The organism is Ruegeria sp. HKCCA5839, from assembly GCF_013035585.1.
GTDB lineage: Bacteria > Pseudomonadota > Alphaproteobacteria > Rhodobacterales > Rhodobacteraceae > Ruegeria.
The window spans coordinates 189,589-203,909 of sequence record NZ_WQIE01000007.1; the positions used below are offsets into that span (position 1 = coordinate 189,589).

Annotated in this window: 12 protein-coding genes; 11 read left to right on the forward strand and 1 reads right to left on the reverse strand. The window is 49.5% G+C overall.

Annotated elements, in window-relative coordinates; genetic code table 11:
- Window positions 1-116: 116 nt before the first annotated feature.
- The 11 genes from GOV38_RS17945 to GOV38_RS17995 all read left to right on the forward strand — a co-directional run bounded on the left by GOV38_RS17945 (window position 117) and on the right by GOV38_RS17995 (window position 13,314).
- The gene (locus GOV38_RS17945; RefSeq protein ID WP_171208076.1) at window positions 117-794 is read left to right on the forward strand and encodes a sugar transferase; all 678 of its coding nucleotides are present in this window, start codon (window positions 117-119) and stop codon (window positions 792-794) included.
- A gap of 280 nt (window positions 795-1,074) precedes the next feature.
- The gene (locus GOV38_RS17950) at window positions 1,075-2,247 is read left to right on the forward strand and encodes a glycosyltransferase (RefSeq protein ID WP_171208077.1); all 1,173 of its coding nucleotides are present in this window, start codon (window positions 1,075-1,077) and stop codon (window positions 2,245-2,247) included.
- A complete protein-coding gene (locus GOV38_RS17955) occupies window positions 2,240-4,105 on the forward strand; it encodes a Wzz/FepE/Etk N-terminal domain-containing protein (RefSeq protein ID WP_171208078.1) in 1,866 nt (621 codons plus the stop codon). The genes GOV38_RS17950 and GOV38_RS17955 overlap by 8 nt, the downstream gene beginning before the upstream one ends.
- Complete coding sequence (locus tag GOV38_RS17960; protein ID WP_171208079.1) at window positions 4,102-5,031, forward strand: family 16 glycosylhydrolase; 930 nt, start codon at window positions 4,102-4,104, stop codon at window positions 5,029-5,031. The genes GOV38_RS17955 and GOV38_RS17960 overlap by 4 nt, the downstream gene beginning before the upstream one ends.
- 24 nt (window positions 5,032-5,055) lie before the next feature.
- Window positions 5,056-6,102 carry a hypothetical protein gene (locus GOV38_RS17965; RefSeq protein ID WP_171208080.1) on the forward strand — a complete coding sequence of 349 codons (1,047 nt, stop codon included), beginning with the start codon at window positions 5,056-5,058 and terminating at the stop codon, window positions 6,100-6,102.
- A 22-nt stretch (window positions 6,103-6,124) separates the two neighbouring features.
- Window positions 6,125-6,808: a DapH/DapD/GlmU-related protein gene (locus GOV38_RS17970; protein WP_171208081.1), complete on the forward strand. Its 684-nt coding sequence runs from the start codon at window positions 6,125-6,127 to the stop codon at window positions 6,806-6,808.
- Between the two features lie 60 nt (window positions 6,809-6,868).
- Window positions 6,869-8,089, forward strand: coding sequence for a lipopolysaccharide biosynthesis protein (locus tag GOV38_RS17975; protein ID WP_171208082.1), 1,221 nt, complete (start codon window positions 6,869-6,871; stop codon window positions 8,087-8,089).
- A gap of 88 nt (window positions 8,090-8,177) precedes the next feature.
- The gene (locus GOV38_RS17980) at window positions 8,178-9,440 is read left to right on the forward strand and encodes an O-antigen ligase (protein WP_171208083.1); all 1,263 of its coding nucleotides are present in this window, start codon (window positions 8,178-8,180) and stop codon (window positions 9,438-9,440) included.
- 99 nt (window positions 9,441-9,539) lie between these two features.
- The gene (locus GOV38_RS17985; RefSeq protein ID WP_171208084.1) at window positions 9,540-10,895 is read left to right on the forward strand and encodes a polysaccharide biosynthesis/export family protein; all 1,356 of its coding nucleotides are present in this window, start codon (window positions 9,540-9,542) and stop codon (window positions 10,893-10,895) included.
- A gap of 598 nt (window positions 10,896-11,493) precedes the next feature.
- Window positions 11,494-11,919 (forward strand): hypothetical protein, encoded by a 426-nt coding sequence (locus tag GOV38_RS17990; protein WP_171208085.1) that lies wholly within the window; start codon window positions 11,494-11,496, stop codon window positions 11,917-11,919.
- Window positions 11,920-12,258: 339 nt separating this feature from the next.
- Window positions 12,259-13,314 (forward strand): serine hydrolase, encoded by a 1,056-nt coding sequence (locus tag GOV38_RS17995; RefSeq protein ID WP_171208086.1) that lies wholly within the window; start codon window positions 12,259-12,261, stop codon window positions 13,312-13,314.
- A 304-nt stretch (window positions 13,315-13,618) separates the two neighbouring features.
- Here GOV38_RS17995 and GOV38_RS18000 read toward each other — a convergent pair whose 3' ends face one another.
- Entirely contained in the window at window positions 13,619-14,320 is a 702-nt protein-coding gene (locus GOV38_RS18000; RefSeq protein WP_171208087.1) for a hypothetical protein, read from the reverse strand.
- Between the last annotated feature and the right edge of the window lies 1 nt (window position 14,321).

Below are 14,321 nucleotides of genomic sequence, written 5' to 3' on the forward strand. Positions count from 1 at the left end.
CGAAATATCCGTTTACACCTATCCTAAGCGATTGATCCGGCATTAAAGGACTTGCGTTACCGAACTGCACCGACTGAGGTTTCTGTTTTCGTGTTTAAATTTGGAGTCGCATTGCAATGACCATTTCGGAAGAGTTAGAAATTCGATCCGAACCGAGCCTTTTCAACCCGACCATTCCGATCGGAGGCACTTCGAAACGAACGTTTGATACCGTTATGGCGTTATTCGCTCTGGCCTCCACCGCAATTATTTTTTTGATAGTAGCTTCTGTAATTCCTCTCTTGACTCGTAGTAGCCCGATTTACAGACATGAACGAATTGGCTTTTCAGGCCGTAGATTTAGCTGCCTAAAGTTTCGCACAATGCACATTGATGCGGACGAAAAATTGGCCAAACACTTGGCCGAAGACGCATCCGCCGCCGCTGAATTTGCCAAGTATCGAAAGCTTTCAAAGGACCCAAGAATAATTCCCGTGGTCGGGAATTTTTTGCGAAAAACCAGTCTTGACGAACTACCTCAACTTTTCAACGTGCTATTCGGAGATATGAGTATTGTTGGTCCGAGGCCCATTACCGAGCCTGAATTCGAGATGTACGGAAAGGGCCAGCTGTTTTACGTACAGGCACGGCCAGGAATTACCGGGCTGTGGCAAGTCTCGGGGCGCAATGAGCGGACGTTCAAAGAACGCGTTGAGATCGATTGCCAGTATGTCGGTAATTGGTCGTTTAAGCGCGACTTGGCTATCTTCTTTAAAACTCCATTCGTCGTTCTGACTGGACGTGGTGCGATGTAAAGAACTGGTTTTAGCGCGCAATGCCTAAGGATGTTTCAGGTGGTTACAGAGTGATGAGATTTATTAGTTTTAGACAATCAAGCGGTAGCGCGCGAACGGAGTTCACTATTGTTCATATCCGATCAAACAAGTCTCTGAACACGTTATTCTACAGGACTCCATCTGGTGGTTGGTTACCGAAAATTACGAGTTTGCAAAGTACATTCTGGCATCGAGCGCTTTCATCAGACAGAATCGTCCCCTTTCGAATTTTCGTTACTGAAAAGATTGTTAGGCTGTCATGAAACTGGCGGTTAACGTAATTGACCCCTCGCTCTTCACGCTTCCTTACGACGAGCATTTCGTCAGCGCTTTGCAGGAAGTGGGCCTGGATGCTGTGCTGATTGGTCGACCACTTCGGAAGCAGGAGCAAGCGCCGGAGATTCCGTATGCGGATCATTATTACAAAACCTCCGACGGTATTCCAAAAAAGAGACATAGATTCCGGGTGCTTGCCAAAGGTATTGAACACTGCCGGGACACTGTGAACTTGTCAGGCTTAAAGAGGGGCGTCCCCACCATTTCTCATTTTCAGTGGTTACCGTTTCCTTTGGTGGATGTTTACGGAATGCGCATAGCCAGACGATATGGTCCGGTGATCGCGACGGTTCATGACACAAGTCCATTTAATGGGACACCGACATCGAGACTCCAGTTAACGGGTTTCATTCGTGCGTTGAAATTAGCTGACAAGATTGTGGTTCATACGCCTTCTGGACTAGAAAAACTTGCGGCCAGCGGGATCCACAAGCGAAAGATGGTCTGTATTCCGCATGGGCCAATGGGTGACTTCGGAACGTTGCCAAGACCCTCGAAAAACAAAACCGCGAAAATCGTGTTGTTTGGAAAGCTGCGACCCTACAAGGGCGTCGACGTATTGATAAACGCACTTGCGCGCCTGAGCGTTCAGGAACGCCAAGGCTTGAAAGTTATAATCGCTGGCGAGCCGCTTATGGATTTGGGCGCAATAGAGCAAGAGATTGAAGTAAATAATTTACATGACACCGTAGATCTGCGTCTTTCTTTCCTTGATTTTCCAGAGATGCGTACGCTTTTCGCCAGCGCAGACGCTTTTGTATTCCCCTACCGCGAGATCGAAGCCAGTGGGGTTTTGTATATGGTGCACAGTCTTAAGCGCTGGATTATCGCCTCGGACATTGGTGCATTTAGTGAAACTATCGCTGACGGACTATCTGGTCGGCTTGTACCGCCTGAAAATCCAGACGCGCTTGCGCAGGCTCTTCGGGAATTTGCTAAACTAAGACCACAACCGGTCGAACCTGTCTCGTTAACAGGCTGGAACGAAATCGCGAGGAAAACCGCCGGTATCTATAAAGAGGCGCTGGACGGCTGGTATGCTGATGTTGGCAAGTCTTCGGCCATGACCGGCGCGGGAGCGCTCAAAGATGGGTGAAGACAACATAAGGTTCGACCGAGACCCAAAGTCGAGAATCAGGCTGGAATCGGCCGCAACTGGATTTACGGCCAAAGACAGTCATTCTGGCAGAAGAATAACTGCCGAAAAGCTTCGTGTGTCCGAAGCCAACGATCGCGGCAAATTCCGCTCTCACCTCGAAGACCAAACGGATCGCTTTAGGCCTCTTGATCTGAGGTCGCTTGTCTTGCCTTTTGTTCAACGTTGGATGGTAATACTAGCAGCAGTTTTTCTACCCGCCGCCGCCGCCTGGTACTACTCTTATCAGTTGCCGCCGTCATACGAGGCTTCGGCGACGCTGCTACTTGACCGAGAACGTGTACTTCTTGGTGACATTGCGGACGTTTCCGCAACTGCCAATCTGGCCGATTCTGTCCATGTATCGAACGAAATTGCAGTTTTGCTTTCACTTCCTGTCTTGGAAGATGCCGCCATGCGCATCGCGTCCGCTGGCGCCGACAGGTCTATCGATGGCACAACCAAAGCGGTGGTAGAACTGCGCGAACAGATAGATGTTAAGCGCGATCTCAACTCAATGGCTGTTGTCATCACGGCCACCGCTGGTTCTGCTGTCGAGGCTGCAAATTTGGCGAACGTTGTGACCAGCGCATATCTCGATCACAAGGTGCAAGTAGCGAGCGAAACAACCGAAAGGACTTTGCAGTGGATCGATCGAGAGATTGAAAGACTTCGAAAACTGACCGACGAACTCAATCGAAACATTCAGCAGCAAAGGGAGCGCTTGCTAAAAGAGGGCCTAAGTGATGCTGAACTGGTAAATCGACAAATCAGATCTGTGGCTGATGCCAGCGTTTCTGCACGTCTGAGAAAGTCGAAGATTTCCTCCGCGATTGATGACTTGAAACGACAGGAGGCAGCGGGCGTTCTCTCAACTGCGGATCGGCGCGATTTGCGCGACCTTGAGGCCCAAAATCGCATCGCCGCCGACGAGATAAGCGCTTTCGAAGTTGAAACCGAGCGACTTAAGAAGACTGCTCTCGATGGTGCTGAGGCAAACAGGTTGTTGGAAAACATGCTTCGTGAAACAAATGCATCACAACAACTTTTGACAAACCTTCTAATCCGCAGAAACGAAATTTTCGTTAGGCGCGAGGGGATTTCGCCCGGAGCTCGTATTATCAATACAGCGATAGCGCCTGAGCATCCGGCCGGACCGCGGCGAAAGCTTTTTGTTGGCGTGGCCGCTTTTGCTGGTCTTATGAGTATCGTCGGCGCGATCCTTCTGTGGGACATCATCGTACAAAGGTTCCAGACCTTGGGGGCAATGCAGAAGGCGCTTCGACTTCCTTTGCTCGGAGCTGTTTATTCGCGTCTGCCACTCAACCGAACGCGACAATTCCAAGATTATGATATCGGCGCGGTGGGCGGTTTGAATAGCATTGAGTACAGCCTGCTGGAAGGTGCAGCAGAACCCATGATCGTCGCACTTTTCCCCACAGAAGAAACACTGAGCGCGACCGTTGTTGCTCATGCAATGTTGGGAAGTGAAGCGACTGTCCTGCGAGATGCTTCGGTCGTGATCGTCGCACCTCACGAATCCGGTGATGACATCAAAAGCAACATGATTCCAGACACAAGCCTAATTGAAGCCGGAGGTGAGGTTATGCGGCAGCGCTTGCTAACAGCGTGTCACACCACGTTGCTTGTGCTTCCGACACCAGACAGGTCTGACCTGTCATATGCATGGGCGTCAATTGCAGACCGTGTCATTGTTGTCACCAAGGGGAAAAAGCCAAAGATACGACCTACCACACAGATAGTGGATGTGCTCTTGGGCAATAAAGCCAAAGCGATTGGTTTGGTGACTGTGCTATGACCATTCAAGATTTCTGGCAAATCCGACATATTGCTTTTGGAGCAGTTCTGTTTTCAGTATTACCCTTGCTTGTTGCTGGTGCAGCTCACAGCAAGGAAACCCTTCAGCTGGCTTTTTTGCCGACGGATCGTCCCCCGAACGCATGCGAACCGGTTGTTAGCACGCCAAATGCGACTGTCACTCTCTTCCCAACCTTCCGAGACAATTTTGATGAATTCGGCCTAACGGATACGGTTTGGCAGCCGCACTACGCGCACAACGAATACTCTGACTGGCGCGCCAGAACTCTGGAGAACAACAAGGAGTTGCAGATCTACGTCGATCCCGGATTTAGTGGCTCAAGCGACTTACCACTTGGCCTAAACCCATTCCAAGTCACTGATGGTGCTCTAAGCATTTGTGCCCGGGAAACGCCTGAGGGAGTTATCGAATATCTAAATCAGTATCCATACATCTCAGGAATGATATCGTCCCGCCGGAGTTTTTTACAAAGATACGGCTACTTTGAAATTGAAGCTAAGTTGCCTCGCGGACAGGGCCTTTGGCCTGCATTTTGGTTGCTCGCACCTGGTCAGTGGCCGCCGGAAATCGACGTTATGGAGTATCTAGGTGGAAGACCTGGAAACATAGAACTGCATGTTCATTGGGAGGAAAATGGCTTCAATTCGGATGGGTGCCAGTTCGCAGTGGTAAACGAAAATGAAAGCTTCAAACGTTATGGTGTCCTATGGCAACGTGATCTGATAACTTGGTACATTGACAGGAAGCCTGTGGCCCATATTGCGGCTAAACCCGATATGGACCAGCCAATGTATATGCTTGCCAACCTCGCAGTTGGAGGCTCCTGGGGTGGACCGCCCGACTCGGATACCAAGTTCCCAGCCTGTTACTCAATCAGAGAGATCACTGCCTGGCAGTTCCACTAAAGGAATGCTTTTGCGGAGGGAAATGTGAAACGTGTTTTGATGTCAGAGAACCCTTTGAGAAAGGACATTAATCCATTTTTTCGCATCGTTTTTGGTGAGCCTGGTTTTTTGTCCGAAGTCGAAGTCAAACCGTTCAGGCCTGGTTCATTTCGACCGGATGCCGGAAACATCCACCTTCATTGGCTAGACTGGCTTTTGCATTCGCGGTTTGCGAGACGGTTTGAAACGATCGCAGATCTTAAATATGCCGACCTCGTTAGGCAGATAGATGTAGTAAAACGCTCTGGTGGCCGGCTCATATGGACGGCGCATAACGTCAGCCCGCATGATTTTGCGTCAAGGAAATCGGAAAAAGTTTTTGGTAGGTGGAAAGACGAGATCTGTTCGAGAATTGATACTGTCGTTATTATGTATCCGGGAGCCAAGCAGGAGATTTTGAGAACGACACCCTCTTTAGTTGCAGCCAGTTTCAAAGTCGTGCCCCATCCTCACTACCGCGACTTCTTTGAGCCGAGTAATGAGGTTTTGTCCCCGCGCCGCGAACTTGGGATTCCAGAGAATGCTTTCCTGGTTGCATCCGTAGGTCATATGCGACCATACAAACAATTGCCTAGTCTTTTGCGGTCATTTTTGGCGATCGCCAAAGAAGATGAATACCTCCTTTTGGCTGGAAACTGCGGGGAGGAACTGAAACAGCAGCTTTTGACCATCGCGGCAAACAGAAAGAACATTATCTTCAAGTTCGGTCATTTGTCTGACAGTGATTACGCTTGCATTGTCCGCGACGCGGACTTGTCAGCAATGAACTTCGGAAGAGTTTTGAACTCGGGTTCGGTAATAGCATCCCTGTCGTTGAATACCCCCGTGCTTGCACCTGCCAAAGGCGCATTGCCACATTTGCAAAGCCAAGTCGGGCCGGGATGGCTTGCTCTCTTCGATGACGATCTGGACGAAAAGAGCTTACGTCAAAGCGTTGACGAGATTCGGTCCGCCGAGGCGAAGGGTCCCCTCGATCTGTCGTTTGCATCTCCAGCTAAGGTTTCGCAAGGCTACGTCGATGCGTATGCATAGAGTCAGGAATTGGGTTAAATAGTTGAGTTTATCGTTCCATCATCGCGGCATCAGACGCGCCATGCTTCTTGTGGCGATTTTTGTTTCCGCGATTCCGTTGAATGCTCTCAGACTGGGGCTTTTCCGCCGAGTGTTTGGATACAAGATAGGCAAAAACTGCAAGATTGGAATGTTCACAGTCATCCTTTGCCGAAGCTTCACGCTGGGTGATGGCTCTACCATTAGAGCAAGAAACAGTTTCAAAGGAGACTTTGATTTCCGAGCAGGCCCTAAGTTTTTCGCTGGAATAGGAAATACTTTCATATGCCCCTGGGTTCTACGCGATGAAATGGAATACACCGCAAGTATTGCCTTTGGTAAAGACTGTCTTGTCAACGAAAGCCACTACATAGATGTCCACGGACAAATTCTGGTCGGAGATGGGACATGGCTAGCAGGCCGAGCCAGTCAGTTTTACACCCACGGTATCGGCACAATGGACCGAAACATCTCGATCGGTAACCGGTGCTTTATAGGGTCCGCTGTACGATTTGCACCGGGTACCCGGGTTGGAAACCGTAATATCATCGGAATCGGATCCGTTCTTTTGAATGAGATAGACGAGGATGAGAAGCTGATTTCAGGTTCACCAGCCCGCGTTATTCGATCCATAAAAGCCGACCTTGAAAATGGTCGATACCGCTTCAGCAAATCGGACTGGACCTGATCTATATGGCGAATTCGCTCTCCAACAAGCACTTAAAAATTTCGCGAGCGCGTTGAATTGATGTCTGTCAGCGTCGATTTGAGAAAATTCATTCTCTCAGTTGGCCCAACTGGTGCGTCGGCAGTTCTACAACTTTTTGTTTTTGCCCTTACTGCAAGATCACTTGGACCAGAGCAGTTTGGTTTGCTCGCTGTTCTTTATGCGGTTTCAGTCGTTTCCGCTGAAGTAGCTGGATTGGGTGCAGACAGCGCTTTGCTCAAGTCAGTTTCCGTCCAACCGACCATGTTCCGCCGCGCATGGGGACAGTTTCTTTTGGTTTTTGGAGTTTCCGTCGTTCCTTTGGCCTTAGTTGCGGCTAGCTTGAGTTATTTTTTTGCAAACTCCTCCGTTATGTGGATTGTCGCCTTGGCCCTTATCTTAGGGGAGATAACGATAGGTCGAGTCACTGCCGCTACCGAATTGGTCTTTGTCTCCCAGGACAGACCGGTTCAGGCCAGTCTGATCCGTCTGTTTGTAGTAAGTTGCCGGGCACTTGCAGCAATCATCGCCTTTGTCCTATTGGGTTGGAATACAGTGGGAGGCTGGTCATTAGTAACGCTTTTGCAATCATTGGTTTGCAGTTGCCTTCTCATAGGTATTGTAACTCGGACATTCGGTAGACCTCAGATTTACCTTATCCGGGGTGACATCGTTTTCGGTTGCCTGATGATGTTGAACCAGCTTGCGCGCTCTTTAAACACCAACTTGGACCGGATAGTACTGTCCGCCTTTCTATCGTCGGCACAGATTGGTGTTTACGCGTCGGGTACGCGCCTTCTGCAAGTGAACGGGATCCTTAATCAAGCGGCGACACGAATTTTTTATGCGCGCTTTTTCAGGGCTGGTGAGCAGGGAAGTGACGCATTGTCAGAATACACCCTCGCCACGGGAAAGAAGATGGCCTGGGTCGGAGTGTTGGGTGCGGTGATAATGATTGTTCTCGCGCCATTCCTGCCTTTTGTACTCGGAGAAGGCTATGAGCAAAGTAAGTGGGTTGCGGTTTGCCTTGCATTGATCAGCCCGGTTATTTCTTTACAGTATCCGCCCGCAGATGCGCTCACCGCCAGCAATCGACAATTGCTACGGACGATCATCTATTTCTCCATGGCTCTAGTTTCCGGCGGATTGATCGCGATCGGAGCGTTCGTTGGTGGTATTTTCGGAGCACTTGCGGGAATGGCTCTATCCCAATTCGTTCTCTGTATAACGCTATGGTACATGGTGAGGTTTGTGAAAACATGAATTACTTCGCGACCGCGACAGATAGATTGAGGGGAACTTCACTACTGAATTGGCAAGACAGATGTCGAGCTACTCATCGGATGCTCGAATGAACGTGGTAGAGTCTCTTGTCTTCCATAGCAGACTCTTGCTGCTTCCGGTTTTGCTGATGTGCCTGATCGAATTCGGTCAAATCTGGTACTTCTCCCCTAACGACTATGGTGACGTGATCCGAAGTGGCGGAGACGGCATTTTCAGAAAAATTCTTTGGTTACTGGCTCTTATCGTCATCTTGGGCCACTTTTTGCGGTGCGGCTTCTTAATGGTCGCGAGAGTGCTGTTGCCGCTGCTACCTTTTGTATTGTGGTGTTGCCTGTCGACGATTTTGTGGTCTGTTGACCCGTTGTTCAGCCTTAAAAGTGTTGTTTTCTGGGCCATCGCTTCTTTGGTCGCTGCATCGGCGGCAATTGAGGTTGATAGCAAATTGTTGTTGCATACACTCGGCACGTTTTTTGTGGTCGTCGTGCTATGTTCTTTTGCGCTCGCAGTCGTGGTCCCTCAATCAGGTTTCACTCGATACGGAAACGAATTGGTCTTGCGAGGTTTTTTTCCCCACAAGAACGTGTTCGGTTGGTTCTGCGCGATTGGCGGTATTCTAATAATTGCGAACTGCCAATACATTTCGACACGCACCAGCCTGTTTTTCATTCTCATAATTGCCGTTGCGATTTTAGCGGCTCAATCTCAGACGTCGATTGTTGCTGTGACAGCAGGCCTACTATATATTTTCGCCATTCGGCTACTTAAGCGGTGCTTTGGGGACGGTGCGCGGGCCTTCTATGCGATGATGATCTCGCTCACTCTGGCGGCAAGCGTGGTCTTTTACTTATACCCTTTCCTTTTGGACTTGGTAGGTAGAGATACAACTCTCACGGGACGGACAGCTGTCTGGGAGCACTATTTTTCCTATCTTATTCACAGACCAGTGACTGGACTTGGCGTCGGTATCTTTTCTTCAGACACAGATATCAATCTGGCTATCGGCGGTAGCGTACCTGGATTTGAATACCAAAAACTCCATTCGCCACACAGTCTGTACGTTGGACTGTTCGGGGAAGTTGGTTTTGTCGGCCTGCTATTGTTTCTGGGCGGACACGCTTACATCGCCATCATCGCCTCATTCAAAAGCAACAATTCCTGGGTACATTGCGCAGGCGCGCTATCTTTCCTGATCATTTTGGCGGGCACGGCGGAGATGCGAGATGGCATTATTCCGGGAATCGCAACGATCATGCTTATCGTTGCGCGCGGCGCAAGTTTAAGATCGCAGTTTCCCAATGCAGGTCAGTATATGAAAAATGAGGTCGCATGATGGTTGATTCAACTTCGGAGACCGTGTTGTCTCGATCAAAGTTTTGGATGAGCGATGCATGCGCAAGCCTCGCTTAATCTTTATACACGAACAATGGACATGGATTTGATTTCCAGAATTTTTTCAATACGTTCAAAACGGAATGCAAAGGAACTATGGGTGGTGCCTGAAAAATTTTCGCATGGACCGCAATCGAAAAGAACCGTGAAATCAGATTGCGAAACCAAACCGTTGCAATTCGATCTTAGTCGGAAAGGACCGTTGCCGGTCTTTTTCGCTCTGGTGGTTGCCATACTCTGTGCGAACCTCGCTCTGGCGAATTCAGCTGACAATTACAGGCTGGTCTCGGGCGACGTAGTAACGTTGGATTCTGTTTTTTCAGACCGGCAGTTGGAAGTTCAGATCGATCTGAACGGGCAAATACGTTTGCCAGATTTTGGCAGCGTCAAAGTTGCTGGTCTAACTCTCGATGAGGCAGAGGATGCGACCGAAGAGAAAATTCGGGAAGGTGGGCTATCTGAAGAACCGCGGGTCTCGATGGCGGTGTTGCGTTACGCTCCCATTATTGTGTCAGGCAATGTTGAAAGGCCAGGGAGATACGACTTTTTCCCGGGACTGACAGTTTCATCTGCGATCGGCCTGGCTGGCGGGTTGCGTTTGACCGGGATGTCCCGTGTGGAATTTGACCAACGGCGAGTCAGTTTGGCGTCTCAACTCGCCGAAAGCCGATACCGGATAGCTTCCCTCGTTGCGACAATGAGACGTCTCGAGGCAATTGCCCGCGATGATTCAGAGTTCGAAGTGAAAATTGAAGAAGGTACTGGAATTCCTGGTCTCGAGCCCAAGCTCTTTTCAAGACTGATCGAGAAGGAAGCGCTACTGTTCAACATAGACCGGCAGGTTCAGGAGGAATTGATAGCTGGTTGGAACAATGAGCTTGAGGTGCTTGGTGAGCGGCAACGACTTTTCAAGGAGCGCCTGGAAGTACTAGATCTCCGGGCTGCTCAGACTAGGGCTGATCTGGAAGACGTCTTAACGTTGAAAGAACGCGGTCTCCAAACGTCTGCAAGACTTGCAAATGCAGAGCGCGCTGCAGCGGATTCGCGCAGTCGGTTTCTTGAGATCAACAGTCTGTTGGTCGAAGTTACTGGAAAAATCGCTGAAGTCGAACGTGAAGCAACGCGTCAGCTAAGCAGGCGGCGGGCGGACAACTTAGAAAACCTTAGCCGAGTTGGAAGCGAGCTTGAACTGGAGCAGATAAATTATGGGCGTCTTGTTGAAGAGCGGCTCTTGGTTGAAAACATCGGTTTCCAAGCGATTGACGCCTGGCCGGAAGACATGCAAAGCATTTCCATATTCAGCTTACGGGAGGGAAGGACAGCCATATCACCGGCTGCGTCCACTCCGTTGCTTCCCGGCGATCAGATCGAAGTGCGGATTGTAGGTGAAGATTGACCCGGAATACCGCAAAGAGCAGCTAGTGAAGTGATTAGACAGCCGGATGCGGCTTCACTTGTCACGCAGCAAGGGCAAGGAAATCATTGAAGTGTTTTTTGTCTCCGAGTGACTGCGCGCCGTAGAGTCAAAGAACTGAGCGAAATCGAACTGAGATGTGGTTTGCAGGTATTTCTTTCATTTGTCTTTCAGCGCTGCGACGATCGCAATCAGTATCGCAGCCACAAGCGGACCAATGACAAACAGGGTTAGTGCAAACGCAAACCAAGTCTTAAAGATAACTGCGGCAAGAGCAGCTAGTAACAAAGCAATGAGAGGTACTATGATGACGGAAGCGCGCATTTGAAAACTTTATGACCTCGATTGGATAGACAAAAAAAGCACTTTTCGGAGCACATGTCGATCAGTCTTGTTAGAAGAACTTAGATTGAGGCTAGCAGGGTACTCTCGTGGCATTGGCGCATGACCAAACAATCGCCATTAATTACTTCAAGACTAATCCAGAGATCACTCGAATTGCTGGGGCTCGCAGGCCGTAAGAATTTGGTTCGAGCTCGCAACCAAGTATGAACTTCAGGGCTTTCGGCGCGCATACGCGATGAGCACCGAGCGTGTAACAGGGGCCATCAGAAAGGCTCAGGGCGATTATTTCGTCGAAGCTGTTTCAGCTAATCATGACGCTCGCCACACTTTCGTGATTACGCACAAGCCCGCTTGGGAAGCAGAGAACACTGAGTTTCACCGCATCGAAGAGGCTCTGTCCGATATGCCATACACCGTATTCAACGGTCATGAACACTTCTATGAGTATCGGGAGCAATTCGGGCGCGTTTACATCCAGCTTGCGACAACGTCGGGTGAACAGTTTCCGGACAAAGGGCTGTCGGAAGATCACATCATGCTCATTTCCGTTCGAGGCGATGACGTCGAGTTGGTCAACTTGATGCTTGAAGGCATCAGAGATCGGAAAGCCAAAAACCCCGGTGCTGAGCAAGAACCTTGTTTCGCCATCGAAAGGTGCTGACAGTCTGCTTTGGGCTCGAAGTAGACATTCGCTGCACTCGACCTGGAAGACTGCTATGCGTACAAAGCCGCCTAATGCTCATCGCTTTCTTATGACTGGTCTCACACCGAAGCGGACCTTCGTTTCGAACTTTACGTCCTCCGAGATGCGTTCGAAGCGGGCATTGCTCTAGGCGACCAACGCACAGTATCTGCCATCTGCCGCTTGCGGATCTAAACTGTCCTAACAGCAATTCACAGTCGTCTGACAGCCTCTAGCCCAAACACAAGGGGCTAGACACCAGAACTGAAGCATGTCTGGATTGCTTAGAGATTGTCTAGTCGGACGGAGATCCCCAAAATGAAAAGAAATGCAAACAAGCTGTTAGTGACCTCCGCTATTGCTATCGTTCTTTTGGCCTCCGGTGCGGCGCTTACTGCGTCCACGCAATCAGCAAGCGCAGAGGCTGGTTATTTCTGGGATGAATCCGTTGAATCTGTAGACAGAAGCCCATGGATATTTGAAGGCACAAATGTTTTTGGCGAATTGGCACGAGTTCCACCGTCAGATTGGGTACGTACTTTGGAAAAAGCGGCGTACCCAACTGAGCTTGAGACTTTTGTTTTCACAGCTAGCAATAATGAAGAACAAAACACCAGCGATTGGTTGCATCAAACTCATACCGATAGCTTTTTAATTTATCACAATGGCAAATTGGTCGCGGAAAAGTACTTCAATGGCATGAGGGCTGATACGCCTCACCGCATTCACTCGATCACCAAGACAGTGTTGGGTATGGCCGCAGGGCTGGCGGTTGAGGCGGGAGAATTAGATCCTAAAAAGCTGATCACCGAATACCTGCCAGAGTTGGAAGGCCCAGCATTCAAAAATACAACGGTCAGACATCTACTTGATATGACCGCTGCTGTTGATTGGAAAGATGCTTCTAGCGGCTATTTAGACGATGCCGGTGATCTGTTCTGTGCGTTTGGTCAGGACCTCTCAGAAAAAGTAGAAGTTTGTGATACAGAGTCTGGCGTTAAGAAGTACATGATTTCTCTGAGTGATCGCGAGACCTTGGTAGAAGACGGTGAAGTTTATAGTTACCGTTCAGTGCTATCTGCACTGCTGGGTATGGTTATCGAGTCGGCAACTGGAGAAAGCTATCTGGATGTACTGGCCGAGTTGTGGCAGGGCATCGGTGCTCAGGACCCTGCATATAGCGAACTAGGGCCCAATAGGATTGTGCAAACGAGTGGTGGGTTATTTACGAGCTCTCGTGACCTTTTGCGATTTGGCATAATGATGCTGGACGACGGAAAGGTTAACGACACTCAAGTTATTCCTCCGGATTGGATAGCTGACACGATTCAAGCAAATGACGATGTGATCGCAGCTTATGAGAAAAGCGCATAAGCGGAGGTGTTTTAAGGCTTCCACTACCGTAATCAAGTTTGGGTGAAAGATAGAGAAAAAGGTGCGTTCTACGGTATCGGTGTCTATGGGCAGCTATTGTACGTGAACCAGGAAGACAATGTGGTTATGGTGAAGCTATCAAGCCAACCAGAAGTTCAGAACACACCTATGTATCTGGACTCTATGGTTGCGATGAAAGGCATTGCAGAGACTTTGAGTAAATGAATTTCAGATTATCTTAATCTAGTAGGCTGAGCCAAATCGCTCGGCTTATACTACGGAAAGACTTAACGGTGTCGTCGGGTTAGTACCGGGTGACCTCGACTGCGACCGCAGCAAACACCACACCAATCAACAGTGCTTTTGTATTCACCGCCGACAAGCTGGGGAGTTTAACCCGAAGTGACAGAGCTATTATCACACCCCCTGTTAACCCAGTCGCAATTGAATAGATCATGCTACTTTTGTCTGCGTTGAGACCGATCAATATGCCGACTGCAAGCGACACGACAAAGTATGCGCGTAGCCATCCAGACATGTGTCCGGGGTGGGTCTTGTAGAGAAAGATATTTACCCCAAACAAATGCAATGAATAGGCCAACGTTCCAAAAGCGTACAGCTCAGGTGATGTTCCCGTGGTTTGCATGACGGTAATGGCAAGCAAACAGTTATAGGTGCCAAGTGCCACTGTGTCCAAGCCAAGCGACAACCTGTTATCGGCCCCCGTGTCGCGACTGGCTTCCAGCAAATAGTAAATGAGAAATCCTAGGAGCGAATAACCGAACAGCGAGTTTTCCCATTTCCCATTTGCAGCCAAATCGGCCGACAATTCACCGATTTTTGGCAGTAAGAAAAGGAAAGCATAGCCAAGTCCGATCCCAGATGAAAAATCAGAAAGCCAGCCTGCTAGGGCGGGGAATCTCCGGTAAAAAGACACGCAGAAGACGTGAACAGTGCCGATGACTGCAATCGATGTGATCGCGAGGTATGACGACGCGTCGAACACG

Excerpts from the sequence above, each read along its gene's own strand:
- GOV38_RS17945 (WP_171208076.1), top strand. The coding sequence starts at position 117 with ATGACCATTTCGGAAGAGTTAGAAATTCGATCCGAACCGAGCCTTTTC.
- GOV38_RS17950 (WP_171208077.1), top strand. The coding sequence starts at position 1,075 with ATGAAACTGGCGGTTAACGTAATTGACCCCTCGCTCTTCACGCTTCCT.
- GOV38_RS17955 (WP_171208078.1), top strand. The coding sequence starts at position 2,240 with ATGGGTGAAGACAACATAAGGTTCGACCGAGACCCAAAGTCGAGAATC.
- GOV38_RS17960 (WP_171208079.1), top strand. The coding sequence starts at position 4,102 with ATGACCATTCAAGATTTCTGGCAAATCCGACATATTGCTTTTGGAGCA.
- GOV38_RS17975 (WP_171208082.1), top strand. The coding sequence starts at position 6,869 with ATGTCTGTCAGCGTCGATTTGAGAAAATTCATTCTCTCAGTTGGCCCA.
- GOV38_RS17980 (WP_171208083.1), top strand. The coding sequence starts at position 8,178 with ATGAACGTGGTAGAGTCTCTTGTCTTCCATAGCAGACTCTTGCTGCTT.
- GOV38_RS17985 (WP_171208084.1), top strand. The coding sequence starts at position 9,540 with ATGGATTTGATTTCCAGAATTTTTTCAATACGTTCAAAACGGAATGCA.
- GOV38_RS17990 (WP_171208085.1), top strand. The coding sequence starts at position 11,494 with ATGAGCACCGAGCGTGTAACAGGGGCCATCAGAAAGGCTCAGGGCGAT.
- GOV38_RS17995 (WP_171208086.1), top strand. The coding sequence starts at position 12,259 with ATGAAAAGAAATGCAAACAAGCTGTTAGTGACCTCCGCTATTGCTATC.